15 protein-coding genes are annotated in these 13,714 nt (G+C 70.7%); 9 read left to right on the top strand and 6 right to left on the bottom strand.

The genetic code is table 11. The annotated features are described in order from the left end of the window. Nucleotides 1–117: 117 nt before the first annotated feature. On the bottom strand, nucleotides 118–1,299 hold the full coding sequence (locus ACFW16_RS25045; protein ID WP_380310169.1) for a hypothetical protein: 1,182 nt from the start codon (nucleotides 1,297–1,299) through the stop codon (nucleotides 118–120). 448 nt (nucleotides 1,300–1,747) lie between these two features. Here ACFW16_RS25045 and ACFW16_RS25040 point away from each other — a divergent pair, with 448 nt between their 5' ends. The 7 genes from ACFW16_RS25040 to ACFW16_RS25010 are packed head-to-tail and all read left to right on the top strand — an operon-like array spanning nucleotide 1,748 to nucleotide 7,961. After that, nucleotides 1,748–2,521 carry an SDR family NAD(P)-dependent oxidoreductase gene (locus ACFW16_RS25040; protein WP_380310167.1) on the top strand — a complete coding sequence of 258 codons (774 nt, stop codon included), beginning with the start codon at nucleotides 1,748–1,750 and terminating at the stop codon, nucleotides 2,519–2,521. Nucleotides 2,522–2,528: 7 nt separating this feature from the next. Continuing rightward, a complete protein-coding gene (locus ACFW16_RS25035; RefSeq protein WP_380310165.1) occupies nucleotides 2,529–3,359 on the top strand; it encodes an enoyl-CoA hydratase family protein in 831 nt (276 codons plus the stop codon). Then, nucleotides 3,359–4,528, top strand: a complete 1,170-nt coding sequence (locus tag ACFW16_RS25030; protein ID WP_380310163.1) for an acyl-CoA dehydrogenase family protein — start codon at nucleotides 3,359–3,361, stop codon at nucleotides 4,526–4,528. Before ACFW16_RS25035 ends, ACFW16_RS25030 begins: the two co-directional genes overlap by 1 nt. A gap of 25 nt (nucleotides 4,529–4,553) precedes the next feature. Continuing rightward, nucleotides 4,554–6,194, top strand: coding sequence for a benzoate-CoA ligase family protein (locus tag ACFW16_RS25025; RefSeq protein WP_380310161.1), 1,641 nt, complete (start codon nucleotides 4,554–4,556; stop codon nucleotides 6,192–6,194). Next, complete coding sequence (locus ACFW16_RS25020) at nucleotides 6,191–6,658, top strand: acyl-CoA thioesterase (RefSeq protein WP_380310159.1); 468 nt, start codon at nucleotides 6,191–6,193, stop codon at nucleotides 6,656–6,658. The genes ACFW16_RS25025 and ACFW16_RS25020 overlap by 4 nt, the downstream gene beginning before the upstream one ends. A 2-nt stretch (nucleotides 6,659–6,660) precedes the next feature. Continuing rightward, nucleotides 6,661–7,086 (top strand): RidA family protein, encoded by a 426-nt coding sequence (locus tag ACFW16_RS25015; protein ID WP_380310171.1) that lies wholly within the window; start codon nucleotides 6,661–6,663, stop codon nucleotides 7,084–7,086. Nucleotides 7,087–7,091: 5 nt separating this feature from the next. After that, nucleotides 7,092–7,961, top strand: a complete 870-nt coding sequence (locus ACFW16_RS25010) for an alpha/beta hydrolase (protein WP_380310156.1) — start codon at nucleotides 7,092–7,094, stop codon at nucleotides 7,959–7,961. Here ACFW16_RS25010 and ACFW16_RS25005 read toward each other — a convergent pair. From ACFW16_RS25005 to ACFW16_RS24995, 3 genes are all read right to left on the bottom strand, one after another. Further along, entirely contained in the window at nucleotides 7,931–9,622 is a 1,692-nt protein-coding gene (locus ACFW16_RS25005; RefSeq protein ID WP_380310154.1) for a DUF4166 domain-containing protein, read from the bottom strand. The genes ACFW16_RS25010 and ACFW16_RS25005 overlap by 31 nt on opposite strands. Next, nucleotides 9,619–10,074 (bottom strand): thiol-disulfide oxidoreductase DCC family protein, encoded by a 456-nt coding sequence (locus ACFW16_RS25000; RefSeq protein WP_380310152.1) that lies wholly within the window; start codon nucleotides 10,072–10,074, stop codon nucleotides 9,619–9,621. The genes ACFW16_RS25005 and ACFW16_RS25000 overlap by 4 nt, the downstream gene beginning before the upstream one ends. 111 nt (nucleotides 10,075–10,185) lie before the next feature. After that, entirely contained in the window at nucleotides 10,186–10,539 is a 354-nt protein-coding gene (locus ACFW16_RS24995; protein WP_380310150.1) for a hypothetical protein, read from the bottom strand. Between the two features lie 90 nt (nucleotides 10,540–10,629). Between ACFW16_RS24995 and ACFW16_RS24990 the strand changes: the two genes are divergently transcribed. Continuing rightward, nucleotides 10,630–11,175 (top strand): DinB family protein, encoded by a 546-nt coding sequence (locus tag ACFW16_RS24990; RefSeq protein ID WP_380310148.1) that lies wholly within the window; start codon nucleotides 10,630–10,632, stop codon nucleotides 11,173–11,175. A 51-nt stretch (nucleotides 11,176–11,226) separates the two neighbouring features. Here the strand turns inward: ACFW16_RS24990 and ACFW16_RS24985 are convergent, their stop codons facing one another. After that, entirely contained in the window at nucleotides 11,227–11,433 is a 207-nt protein-coding gene (locus ACFW16_RS24985) for a hypothetical protein (protein WP_380310146.1), read from the bottom strand. Nucleotides 11,434–11,539: 106 nt separating this feature from the next. After that, nucleotides 11,540–12,196 carry a TetR/AcrR family transcriptional regulator gene (locus ACFW16_RS24980; RefSeq protein WP_380310145.1) on the bottom strand — a complete coding sequence of 219 codons (657 nt, stop codon included), beginning with the start codon at nucleotides 12,194–12,196 and terminating at the stop codon, nucleotides 11,540–11,542. 138 nt (nucleotides 12,197–12,334) lie between these two features. On the opposite strand from ACFW16_RS24980, the gene ACFW16_RS24975 reads away from it, so the two are divergent. Continuing rightward, a complete protein-coding gene (locus ACFW16_RS24975; protein ID WP_380310143.1) occupies nucleotides 12,335–13,624 on the top strand; it encodes an MFS transporter in 1,290 nt (429 codons plus the stop codon). Nucleotides 13,625–13,714 lie beyond the last annotated feature (90 nt).

Below are 13,714 nucleotides of genomic sequence, written 5' to 3'. Positions count from 1 at the left end.
GGGCCCGCTACTTTTTTTATACCCCCCCCCCTGGGGGCCCCCCGGCCGCGGCCGGCACACCCGGCGCCCCCCGGCGGCCCGGGCCGGCCGCCGCGGCGCCCCGGTCGATGCCGTGCGTCAGCGGTCCGGATAGAAGGTGCGGGCCAGCACCTTCGCGGCCGCCGCCTCGTGGCCGAGATAGACGGAGGCGGCTAGCACGTTGCAGCCGATGATGATCGGGGCGTTCGGCTGGCTCGTGATCTTGACCTGCATCTCGCCGGAGCTGTCGAAGGAGACGCTGGTGGACGAGCTGCTGCCGCCGCTGCCGGTGTAGAACGGCCACAGGCCCTTGCTCGAGTTCTGCTGGATCTCGGTCTGCTCGAGCGTGCTGTAGGACGCCGAGGAGGTGACCACGACCTCCATCTGGTCCACGATCAGCAGGTTCGCGGCGAAGCGCTGCATGTTGCCCTGCGGCCCGAAGGTCTTGTCCCAGTTGATCGGGTTGGCCGGGTTCCAGGGCGCCGCGTTCGGGCTGTTGTAGGCGAGGCCGAGCGCCGAGGAGCTGTACCAGTCGCCGGGCGTGGCGTTGAACGGCAGCACATGGGCGAAGCTGGCCGACAGCGACACCGCGCTGGAGGCGAACTTCTGGCTCAGCGTCGATTCCGAGCTGCTGCCGCCCCACAGGCCGAAGAAGCCGCTGTCGGAGCCGCCGGTCCAGGTCTTGGAGACGTCGGTGCTCCAGTCGCCGGCCGAGACGCTGAAGAACCGGCTGGGCGCCTTCTGCAGCAGCGCCAGCATCTTCTGGTAGCCGGGCGCGAAGGTGACCGATTCCGCGCCCGCCGGCTTGTAGGGCAGGACGTTCATCTGGGCCGCGAAGATCGGGTCCAGCATGGCCGCCGCGAGGGCGGAGGCGCCGGAAACGGCGACGCCCGAGCAGGTGCCGTTGTACAGGGCCCAGTTGCGGAAGTTCATCGGGCCGGGCTTCACGTCGCCGGCCGCCAGCGCCTTCTGATAGGCGTTGAAGCAGGCATCGCCGATGGTGGACTGGAAGTTGTTCGGCGCTGCCTGCAGCGCCGACATCACCGCCTGGTAATCGGCCAGGAACTGGTTGCCGCCGGAGACCGTGGTGTTCTGCGTCAGCGACGCCGGCGGGATGGCGTTGAGGTAGTTCCACAGCAGCTCGTCGCCCTCCTGCCCGCCGGTCAGCGGCGGCGACGGCTGGATGAGTTGAAACGGGTCGGTGGGCGAATAGCCGAGACCCTGCGACAGGGCGTTGTAGAAGCCGGCCTGCAGGTCGACGAAATTCTTCGTGTTCGACATGATCTTTGTCCCGTTATCGAGTGATTGAAGGATGTGAAATAAAATTGAGCGTCAGGTGCAAATATCCGATCGACCAGACCGTATGGTCTTGATCGAAGCCACGGATCTGTTCAGGTCCGCCGGAATGAAGCCGAACGGCCGGCCGTAATGGCCAGGCTGGAGGGCGTCATGTCCGGAGGCGGTGTGGTCTGCCAAATCTGGCAAAATTTCAGATATACATAATATAATATTCATACTGAAAATCGACTCCAGCATATCTGCTGAAATCGGAATGAATTCTACATCCGGCGTTCAGAGAGTCAATGGATTCTTGTGGATGAAAATATTGATTTCGATTTTAAACGAATACTGTGACTGGCTGTTCACAAGGCGCGGGTGGAGGGGCAAGCCGAGCACGACCTTGCCGCGAAGATGCTTCAAGCTTAAACTATCCTCCATGGAGGACGCGATGGCCGATCAGGGCGGACTGCAGGGCAAGCATGCGCTGGTCACCGGCGGCGGCAGCGGCATCGGCGCCGCGGTTGCGGCGGCGCTGGTGGCGCGGGGTGCGGCGGTATCGGTGATCGGCCGGACCGAATCCCGCCTGGCCGCAGCCGTCGCCGCCGGCAAGGCGGGTGCCTATGCCGTGGCCGACGTGACGAAGCCGGAGCAGCTCGACTCCGCCGTCGCGCGGCTGGCCGCCGATCACGGCCCCATCGACATCCTGGTCAACAATGCCGGGGCGGCAGAAAGCGCGCCCTTCGCCCGCACCGACCGGGCGCTGTGGGACCGGATGATCGGCCTCAACCTCGGCGCGGTGTACGAAACCACGCGGCTGGTGCTTCCGGGAATGGCCGAGCGCGGCTGGGGCCGGGTGATCAGCATCGCCAGCATCGCCGGCCTGACCGGCTTCCCCTATGTCGCCGCCTATTGCGCCGCCAAGCATGGCGTGATCGGGCTGACCCGGGCGTTGGCCCGCGAGTTTGCGACCAAGGGCGTCACCGTCAACGCCGTCTGTCCCGGCTACACCGACACCGATCTGGTGCAGGGCGCCGTCGCCCGGATCGAGGACAAGACCGGCCGCAGCCCGGACGAGATCCGGGCCGAGCTGATCCGCGGCAACCCGCAGGGCCGCCTGATCCGGCCGGAGGAGGTGGCGGCCGCCGTCGCCTGGCTGGCAGGGCCGGAGGCGGCGAGCGTCAACGGCATCGCGCTGCCGGTCGCCGGCGGCGAAGTGATGTGAGGGCGGAATGAGCCAGATCCCCATCGCCCCGCCGCTCTCCGCCTACCAGGCCCGGCACGTGCTGTGGTCGGTCGAGGGCAAGGTGGCCACCATCACCCTGAACCGGCCGGAGCGGAAGAACCCCCTGACCTTCGACAGCTATGCCGAGCTGGTGGCGCTGTTCCGGGCGCTCGCCGCCGACACCGAGATCAAGACGGTGGTGGTGACCGGGGCGGGCGGCAATTTCTGCTCCGGCGGCGACGTGTTCGAGATCATCGCGCCGCTGCTGGACCGCGACATGGCCGGGCTGCTCGAGTTCACCCGCATGACCGGCGAGCTGGTCAAGGCGATGCGCGCCTGCCCGCAGCCGATCGTGGCGGCGGTGGACGGCGTCTGCGCCGGGGCCGGGGCGATCCTGGCCATGGCGTCGGATCTGCGCCTCGGCACGGCGCGCAGCCGCACCGCCTTCCTGTTCACCCGCGTCGGCCTGGCCGGCTGCGACATGGGCGCCTGCGCGATCCTGCCCCGCATCATCGGCCAGGGAAGGGCGTCGGAGCTGCTGTACACCGGCCGCAGCATGGACGGGGCGGAGGCGGAGCGCTGGGGCTTCCTGAACCGGCTGGTCGAGCCCGAGGCGCTGCTGCAGGAGGCCATGGCTTTGGCCCGGTCGCTGGCCGACGGCCCGACCTTCGCCCATGCCATCACCAAGCGGATGCTGCACCAGGAATGGGACATGGGCGTCGACCAGGCGATCGAGGCCGAGGCCCAGGCCCAGGCGGTGTGCATGCAGACCCGGGACTTCCGCCGCGCCTACGAGGCCTTCGCCGCCAAGGCGAAGCCGGTGTTCGAGGGGAACTGATGCCCGACCGCAGCTTCCTCGACTGGCCCTTCTTCGAGGACCGCCACCGCGCCCTGGCGGCGGAGCTCGACGCCTGGGCCGGCGCCACGCTGCCCGGGCTGGTCGACCACCGCGATGTCGACGGATCCTGCCGCCGGCTGGTGGCGGCGCTGGGACGTGACGGCTGGCTGCGCCATGCGGTGCCGGCCAGCCATGGCGGCGTGTCGGAGCGGCTGGACGTCCGCAGCCTGTGCCTGATCCGCGAGACCCTGGCCCGGCATGACGGGCTGGCCGATTTCGCCTTCGCCATGCAGGGGCTGGGCACCGGCCCGGTCACCCTGTTCGGCAGCGATGCGCTGAAGGACCGGGTCCTGCCGCCGGTCCGCGACGGCCGCGCCATCGCCGCCTTCGCTCTGTCCGAGCCCGAGGCCGGCTCCGACGTCGCCGCCACCGGCACCACGGCGGTCTCGGACGGGCCGGACGCGGTGCGGATCGACGGCGAGAAGACCTTCATCTCCAATGGCGGCATCGCCGACCACTACGTCGTCTTCGCCCGCACCGGCGAGGCGCCGGGCGCCCGCGGCCTGTCCGCCTTCCTGGTGCCGGCCGACGCACCCGGGCTGACGGTGGCGGAGCGGATCGAGGTGATCGCGCCGCACCCGCTGGCCACGCTGCGCTTCGATGGCTGCCGCGTGAAGCTGGCCGACCGGATCGGCGCGGCGGGGGAGGGGTTCAAGGTCGCCATGGCGACGCTGGACGTGTTCCGCTCCACCGTCGGCGCCGCGGCGCTCGGCTTCGCCCGCCGGGCGCTGGACGAGGCGCTGGGCCGCGCCCGCGGCCGCAAGATGTTCGGCGGGGTGCTGGGCGACCTGCAGCTCAGCCAGGTGGCGCTGGCCGAGATGGCGACCGAGATCGACGCCAGCGCCCTGCTGATCTATCGCGCCGCCTGGGCCAAGGACCGCGGCGCCGCGCGGGTCACGCGCGAGGCGGCGATGGCCAAGATGTTCGCGACCGAGGCGGCGCAGCGCGTGATCGACCGGGCGGTGCAGCTGTTCGGCGGCCTCGGCGTCACCCGCGGCGTCAAGGTCGAGGAACTGTATCGCGAGATCCGCGCCCTGCGCATCTACGAGGGCGCCACCGAGGTCCAGAAGATCGTCATCGCCCGCCAGCTGCTGGCGGAAACCGAATGACGGCAGAAGAAACCGGAGAGGCGAGATGGAGACGAAGAGCGCGCATGTCGACAGCTTCGCCCGCGACAACCTTCCGCCGCGGGACCAGTGGCCGGAGTTCCGCTTCACCCTGCCGGCGCTGCAATACCCGGCGCGGCTGAACTGCGTCGCCGAGCTGCTGGACCGCCACGTCGCCGAAGGGCATGGCGGCCGGCCCTGCCTGATCGCGCCGGGCGTCGAATGGAGCTATGCCGAGCTGCTCGACCGGGTGGACCGGATCGCCCGGGTGCTGGTGCGGGATGTCGGGCTGGTGCCGGGCGACCGGGTGCTGCTGCGCTCGGCCAACAACCCGATGATGGTGGCCAGCTATCTGGCGGCGCTGAAGGCCGGGGCGGTGGTGGTCGCCACCATGCCGCTGCTGCGCGCCAAGGAGCTGGCCTTCATGATCGAGAAGGCCCGGGTTCGCATCGCCATCTGCGATGCCCGGCTGCTGCCGGATCTGGAGGCGGCGCGGGCTCAGGCCCCGGTGCTCGGGCACATCCTGACCTTCGGCGGCGGCACTCCGGCCGATCTCGAAGCCCGCATGGACACGATGCCGGCCGGGTTCGCGCCGATCGACACGGCGGCGGAGGATATCTGCCTGATCGGCTTCACCTCCGGCACCACCGGGGTGCCGAAGGGCACGATGCACAACCACCGCGACCTGCTGGCGATCTGCGACGCCTATTCCGGCCAGGTGCTACAGCCGAACGAGGACGACCGCTTCATCGGCAGCCCGCCTCTGGCCTTCACCTTCGGGCTCGGCGGGCTGGTGCTGTTCCCGATGCGGGCCGGCGCCTCGACCGTGCTGCTGGAGCGCGCGTCGCCGCCGGAACTGCTGGACGGCATCGAGCGCTTCCGTCCGACCATCTGCTTCACCGCCCCCACCGCCTACCGCGCCATGCTGGCCCAGCGGCCGGGGCGCGACCTGACCAGCCTGCGCCGCTGCGTCTCGGCCGGCGAAGCGCTGCCCGCCGCCACCTTCGAGGCCTGGCGCGACGCCACCGGCATCGAGATCACCGAAGGCATCGGCGCCACCGAGATGCTGCACATCTTCATCGCCTCCCGCCCCGGCGCGGTGCGGCCGGGATCGACCGGAACGGTGGTGCCGGGCTACGAGGCGAAGATCGTCGACGACGGTTTCAACGAGGTGCCGGCGGGGCAAGCCGGGCGGCTCGCTGTGCGCGGCCCGACCGGCTGCCGCTACCTCGCCGACGACCGCCAGCGCGCCTATGTCCAGGACGGCTGGAACCTGACCGGCGACACCTATTGCCGCGATGCCGACGGTTACTTCTGGTACCAGGCACGGTCGGACGACATGATCGTCTCCTCCGGCTACAACATCGCCGGGCCGGAGGTGGAGAACGCGCTCCTGACCCACCCCGCGGTGCAGGAATGCGGCGTCATCGGCGCGCCCGACCCGGACCGCGGCCAGATCGTGAAGGCCTATGTCGTGCTGAAGCCGGGCCACGCGGCCGACGCCGCGACCCGCAAGGCGCTGCAGGATCATGTGAAGGCCGAGATCGCCCCCTACAAATACCCCCGGGCGGTCGAGTTCCTGGAGAGGCTGCCGCGCACCGAGACCGGCAAGCTGCAGCGCTTCCAGCTGCGCCGCATGGCCACCGAAGTCGCTGCGAAGGCCTCATGAACGACACCCGTCGCACCCCGCTGGCCGCCGCCAACCTGCCGGCCGCGGCCTTCACCGCCCGGCAGCCCATCCGGTTCGAGCATTGCGACACTGCCGGCATCGTCTTCTTCGCCCGCTACTTCACCATGATGCAGGGCGCGGTGGAGGCGTGGTTCGAGGCCGAACTGGGCCTCGATTATGCCGACATCATCCAGCGCCGCCGGGTCGGGCTGGGCTATGTCCGGGCCGAATGCGACTACGTGAAGCCGGCGCGGCTGGGCGACGTGCTGGGCCTGACCCTGCTGGTCGAGCGGGTCGGCCGCAGCTCGATCGGCCTGGTCTTCTACGGCCATCGTGAGGGTGAGCCGGTGCTGGCCGGGCGGCTGGTGCTGGTGACCACGGATATCAACGAGGCGGCGTCGATCCCGATCCCGGCGGACATCCGGGACGCGGTGGATTCCTATCAGCGGAGATGCGCGACGTGACCATGATCGATCAGGCCCGGGGGGGCGCCGCCAGCGGCTTGGTGACGCTGCAGCCGGAAGGCTGGCCGGCGCCGAAGGGCTATGCCAACGGCATGATGGGACGCGGCCGGGTGGTCTTCGTCGGCGGCCAGATCGGCTGGGACGCTGAGGGCCGCTTCGCCGACGGCATGGTCGGCCAGATCGCCCAGGCGCTGCGCAACATCCTGGCGGTGCTGGCCGAGGCCGGGGCGGGGCCGCAGCACATCGCCCGGCTGACCTGGTACGTCACCGACATGGAGGCGTATCGCGCCAGCCTGAAGCCGCTCGGCCGCGCCTATCGCGAGGTGATGGGCGCGCATTACCCGGCCATGGCGGTGATGCGGGTGGTCGAGCTGGTGGAACGGGAGGCCCTGGTCGAGATCGAGGCCACCGCCGTGCTGCCGGAGTGACGGGGATGGCTGCCCTCCGCTACGACGACCCGGACTGGTGCGAGCGGGAGTACAACCCGCGGGTCACGGTGCCGGACATGGCCGCCACCTTCGGCCGCTGGCTCGAGACCGCCGCGGCCGCCAGGGCGCGGCTGCCGCACCGGGCCGGCGTCGCCTATGGCGGGGATCCGCGCGAGACGCTGGACCTGTTCCGCGCCGACCGGCCGCGCGGCGCCGTGGTGTTCATCCATGGCGGCTATTGGCGCGCCTCGTCCAAGGACGAGGTGTCCTGGGCGGCTGCGGCGCTGGTGCCGGCCGGCTTCACCACCCTGGTGCTGAACTATCCGCTGTGCCCGCAGACCACGATCGCCGGCATCGCCGACAGCTGCCGCCGCGCCATCGCCTTCGCCTGGACCACCCTGCTGGGCGAGGCCGAGCGGCGCTGCCTGATCGTCGGCGGCCATTCCGCCGGCGGCTACCTCACGGCTTCGATGCTGGCGACCGACTGGGCGGTGCGCGGCCTGCCGGTCGCGCCCTTCGCCGGCGGCCTGTCGATCTCGGGCGTGTTCGACCTGCGGCCGCTGCTGCGCACCAGCATGAACGAGCTGATCCGCCTGACACCGGAGCAGGCTTCGGGCTGGAGCCTGCACGAGACGCCAGAGCCGGCGCCGGGCGCGCCGCTGGAGCTCCTGGTCGGCGGCGACGAGACGGCGGAGTTCCACCGCCAGTCGGCGCTGATGGCGACGGCCTGGCCGAACCTCGCCCGCACGCCGATCGCGGTGCCGGGCCGGCACCATTTCAACGTGGTGGAGGATATCGGCCGCCACGGCAATCCGGTCTTCGACGCAGTCTTGCGGCTGGCGCGTCAGCCTTCCGGCGCCAGCCAGCCGCGATAGCGGACGATCAGCCCGGCCCAGGGGTGGCGGATCTCGACATGGAAGCGGAACCGCCCTTCCGCCGCGGTCTCCCAGGCCTCGCCGCCGGGGGCCAGGGCCAGCGGCATCGGCAGGCCCAGCAGGCTCCAGCGCCGCACCACCAGGCGCAGCCGGTCGGCCTCCAGCACCAGCGCCAGCCCGACCCGCACCGGGCCGAAGCGCTCCTCCAGCAGCCCTTCGGAGCGGCCGCGCCCCGCCTGCTGGGTGCTGGAGAAGGATCGGCCGGCGAAGCGGCGCCGCCAGGTCTCGACCCCGTCCCGGACGCGGAAGGTCACCTCGACCGGCACGTCCTGCCCGGCCGCCGGAAAGCCGATCAGCGCCGCCACCAGCCGGGCCGGCAGGCCGGTCCCGCGCTCGACCTCGGCGCGGCCCGCGGCCCGCTTGTCGCCGGACAGGTCGTGCATCGCCCGCACCGGCTCCGGCAGCGCTGCGAAGGCCTCACCCAGCATGCGGCGGTACAGCGGCTGCCGGGCCGTCCCGGCCGTCGCCTCGCGGCAGCCGCTGACGATCGCCCGCCCGGCAAAGAGCGGCTGGTAGTCCGCCAGCTCCAGTTCCTCGGTGGCCGCCCGGGCTCCGGGCGCGGGGCGCAGGCCCAGCAGCCGGCGCAGGATCATCGCGGCCGCGGCCATCGACGGGATCAGCGGCCCGTCATCGCCCTCGGCCAGCATGTGCCAGGACCGCTCCACCGGCTGCCCGGCCGGATCGCGTCCCCGGACGACGACGATCATGCCGCCGCGATGCTCGCCCCAGCGCAGCCGGTTGATGGCGGCGTGGAACAGCGGCGCCAGCGGCCGCAGCGTCGGGATCCATCCGATCCGCACCAGCCGGGCCAAGGCATTGAGGCCGCGATGCAAGGTCACGGGCACCGGGCCGGCGCCGATCCAGATCTCGCGCAGCCCCGGCCACAGCGCCGGCAGCAGCCGCAGATCGGGCACGTCGACCAGGGAGAAGCGGGTGCGGCGCAGCGGCAGCCGTCCCGGCGGGGCGATGGTCCAGCGCCGCGTCTCGATCAGCGCCCGGCCCGTGGCGGGGGCGCCGTCGCGGGTCAGCCGCACCTCCTGCCCGGCATAGGAGGCGATGGCGCGGATCACGTTCAGCCCGACCCCGGCGTAGGGTGACGGAGCGATGCCGCCTTCGATGTTGTCCACGTGGTCCAGGCCGCGGGCGAGGTGCCGGACCACCGCCGCGGTCAGCACCGGGAAGCTGCTGACTCCGGACAGCACGGCAACGCCGCGGGCTCTGGCGGCAGCGTCGAAGCGGTCGATCCCAGCCACGAAATCGGCGCCGTCGGCCAGGTCGAGATAGTCGGCGCCGGCGGCGATGCAGGCCTCGACCACCCGATAGGGCGCCTCGCCATAGGCCTGGAACGGGCCGGTGGCGTCGACCACGATCTCGGCCCCGGCGGCGGCGATCCGGGCGGCGACGTCGGCGTCGCGGTCGAAGGCCCGCGGCACCGCCTCGGCCGCGCCGCCCAGCGCCCGGCAGAACGCCTCCGCCTTGGCCTGCGACCGGCCGGCGATCAGCAGGGTCAGCCGGGGCTCGTGGGCCAGCAGCTTGGCCAGCCGGCCGCCGAAAGTGCCGTAACCGCCCAGGATCAGGATACGGAGGCGGCCGTCGGTCATGTCAGGAAGCGGTCCTCCTGTCCCGGCCCCGGCAGCATGCAGCTGTCGCGGCGGCCGAACAGGCGGAAGCGGTTGCGGGCCAGAAGGCCGTAAAGCCGCTCGCGCCAGCCGAAGGGCAGGACCAGCAGCGCCGCCGCCAGCGACCACGGGAAGCCGAGGCCGAGCGCGGTCCGGATCACGCTCTCCGATTTCAGCCAGGCGACGCCGTCGGCCAGCAGGATGTTGGTCTCGTAATCCTCCGGGTCGAGCCCGAGATGGACATAGAGCGCCCGGCCGGTTCGGGATTGTGCGGGCAGCAGCCGGAACCGCTTCGCCGTGTCGTGCTTCAGGATGAACCGGGCCCAGCCGGAGCACAGCACGCAATGGCCGTCGAACACGATCACCGGCCGGTCATCGGGGAAGGCCGGCACGGCCGGATCCTGCCGCCAGCTGTAGGGTTCCCGCTCGATCATGCCGCTCCGGCCCGCTGCGTTGCTGCCGGATGCAAAGGCTAGGACATCGGCCGAAAGCGCGCCATGGGGGCGGGCTGCGACGTTTTCGCGGCCGGATTCTTTCAGAGACCGTCAGCGGAGCAGGTCGCCGCCCAGATAGCGCGGAATGGGGTAGACGATGCCGTCGGAGCCCTCGGAGTCGATGCCGACATCGGCATGATCCCAGAACCGGGTCCGCAGCGAGTCGCGATCTCCGATCGCATCAGAGCCCGCCAACTCCGCGAATGCCGCTTCCGGCAGGAAGACAGCATAGCCGATCGGCAGGTATCGATCGGGCAGGCCGACCCGGCGGGCCGCGGCACGGATCTGATCGGCTGTATAGCATTCGCTGGTGCCGTAATCCTGCTGCAGCCGCGGCCAGACCTCGCGGGCATAGCAACGCGCCGCGGAGCGCAATCGCGACGATTGGAAGAAGCGCCAGGACATTCCAATATTCTCTCATACTCCGGCAGACTAGGCCACTTGACTTGGTCGAGAGGCTTCGGCCGGACCGAAAAAATGAACAGGGAGGACCGCATGGCGACGTCTCTGGCCGATCACTTCCGCCAGATGGCCCGCAACAACGCCTGGGCCAATGCCCGGCTGCATGCCGCGTGCCTCAGGCTGACGCCGGAGGAGTTCGCGGCGCCGCGCACCGGCTTCTTCCCATCGCTGCGGCGGACGCTGAACCACATCCTGATCGTCGACCGCGCGTATTTGGCCGATCTCAAGGGGGCCGGCCGGACATATCCGATCGACCCGATCCCCTATCCCGACGCGGTCGATCTGGCCGCGGCCCAGGCCCGGACGGACCGCGACCTGGTCCAGTTCTGCGACGGGCTCGACGGCGCCGGGCTCGACCGCGTGGTGCCGATCGACCGCCGCGACGGCGTCGCCTATCGCGAGACGGTCACGGCCATCCTGTCGCACCTGTTCCAGCACCAGATCCACCACCGCGGCCAGGCCCATGCCATGCTGTCCAGCACCCGGGTGGCGCCGCCGCAGCTGGACGAGTTCTTCCTCGCCTCCGACGCGCCGCGGCGCGAGGCCGAGCTGAAGCGGCTGGGGCTGGAGCGGCGATAGGATTACATCCATGCGGCCGAGGCCTTGCACCTCGGCCAGCGCTCCGCTCCTTTATGGCAGGGGCTTGATCTGCTCGTGCGGAACCGGGTTCGGCTCCAGCTCCTCGCCGACGACCTTGGAGGGCTCCGGCGCGCTGTCATGCAGATTCTTCAGGATCTCTCCCCATTTCTTGGCCCGGTCGACCACATCCGGATCGGGGTCCGGAAACTTGGTCACCGGCCCGGTCCTCACCCCGTCGATCGCGTTGCGGAAAGCCATCGTTCTCTCCTCTTGAAGATCGTGATCGAGCCGCCCGAACGATCGCCGGCTCGCCCTGGTCTTCGCGGGGAAATCAGGATTGTTACCGCAGATAAGGGAAAGATTCTTACAAACTGTTGCCGGCAACCGGCGCGGCCTGGCCGCGCCCCAGCCGCGCTTCCACCAGCGCCTCGGCGGCCCAGACGATCGCCCGGCCGGGGCCGTCGCGGCCGGGCAGGGTCTGGCTGATCGCATAGGCGCCCTCGACCAGCAGAACCAGCCCGTCGGCCAGCGTCTTCGGGTCGGGCGCGCCCAGCGCTTCGGCGAGGCGCAGCAGGCGCTGCCGCAGCTCGCGCTTGTTTGCCTCGGCCACCCGGCGGCCGGGATGGCTCGGCTCTGGGAACTCGGTGGCGTCGTTGGTGAAGGGGCAGCCGCGATAGCCCGGCGCGGTGGTGCGGTCGGCCAGGTATTCCATCATCGTCCGCAGCTGCGCCCGCGGATCGCCCTCGTGCTTGGCGAAGGCCCGGTCCCAGCGCCGCCAATAGTCGGCGTTGCGGTCCTCGAGATAGGCCACGACCAGGTCGTCCTTCGACGGGAAGGCGCGGTACAGGCTGATCTTGGCGACCCCCGCCTCCTTGGCGATCGCGTCGACCCCGACCGCGCGGATGCCCTGGCGGTAGAACAGGTCGTCGGCGACCGCGAAGACCCGGTCGCGCGCCCGCTTCGGCGCAGCGCCGTCCGCCGTCGCCGCGGCCTCGCGGGTCGCCTTCGTCTCTGCCATCATCCCACCTCTCGGGCTTGACATGTAACCGATCGGTTCGTACGTCTGTGCAGCCGACGAACCGATCGGTTACATTTGGGCCGGGCCGAGGCCGTTGTCCAGTCGCAACGACCATCCGCCAGAGCTGTAGGGATACCGCCGATGACCGCCCTCGTCGCCCGTCTGGTGTCGGGCCGCACGCATTACGGTTGGATCGCGGCCGCGGTCGCCTTCTTCGTCCTGCTGGCCGCCGCGGGCGTCCGGGCCACGCCCAGCGTGCTGATCGTGCCGCTGGAGCAGTCCTTCGGCTGGAGCCGCGACACCATCTCCTTCGCCATCGGCGTGAACATCTTCCTCTACGGGCTGATGGGGCCCTTCGCCGCGGCGGCGATGCAGCGCTTCGGCATCCGCCCGGTGATCATCTTCGCTCTGGCGCTGCTGGCCGCCGCCGTGTCCGGCTCGACCCTGATCACCCAGGAATGGCAGCTGGTGCTGACCTGGGGCCTGCTGGTCGGCTTCGGCAGCGGCATCGCCGCCATGGTGTTCGGCGCCACCATCGTCAACCGCTGGTTCCACGAGCGGCGCGGCCTGGTCATGGGCCTGCTGACCGCCAGCACCGCCACCGGGTCGCTCGTGTTCCTGCCGATCCTGGCCGCGGTGGCGGAGGATCATGGTTGGCAGCCGGTGGCCTGGGTGGTCGCCGCCGTGGTCGCCGCGATGATCCCGCTGGTCGCCCTGCTGCTGCCCGAGCGGCCGCAGGATGTCGGCCTGGGCCGGCTCGGCGAGGCGCCGGGCGCGGCGCCGACCGGGGCCACCGGCAACCCGATCGTCACCGCCTTCCGCATCCTCGGCCGGGCCAGCAAGAAGCGCGACTTCTGGCTCCTGGCCGGCAGCTTCTTCGTCTGCGGCCTGACCACCAACGGGCTGATCGGCACCCATCTGATCGCCGCCTGCCTCGACCAGGGCATCCCGGTCACCACCGGCGCTTGGCTGCTGGCCGCGATGGGGATCTTCGACCTGATCGGCACCACCGCCTCGGGCTGGCTGTCCGACCGCTACTCCAGCCGCTGGCTGCTGTTCTGGTATTACGGGCTGCGCGGCCTGTCGCTGGTGTACCTGCCCTTCTCCGGCTTCAGCTTCTACGGGCTCTCGGTCTTCGCCGTGTTCTACGGCCTCGACTGGATCGCCACGGTGCCGCCGACGCTGAAGCTGACCAACGACGCCTTCGGCAAGGACGACGCACCGGTGGTGTTCGGCTGGATCGCCGCGTCGCACCAGGTCGGCGCCGCCACCGCCGCCTTCGGCGCCGGGGTGATCCGCACCGCCATGGACGGCTATCTCCTGGCCTTCCTGATCGCCGGGGTGATCTGCGTCGGCACCGCCTTCATGGTGCTGGCGATCGGCCGTGGCCAGCGGCCTGCCGCCGGCCGGCTGGCCGAGGCGACCGCCTGATCCGAGAACCTGCTCCGACCGCGGCGGGGGTGGTCATCGGCGCGGGCACGCGGCAGTCTCTCCGGCAGCGAGTCGCGATCCGGGGAGAGA

This window comes from Inquilinus sp. NPDC058860, from assembly GCF_042743185.1.
In the GTDB taxonomy this organism is placed as follows: domain Bacteria; phylum Pseudomonadota; class Alphaproteobacteria; order DSM-16000; family Inquilinaceae; genus Inquilinus.
The sequence above is the reverse complement of the archived record's forward strand: the minus strand, read 5'-3'. Positions and strand labels throughout refer to the sequence as shown.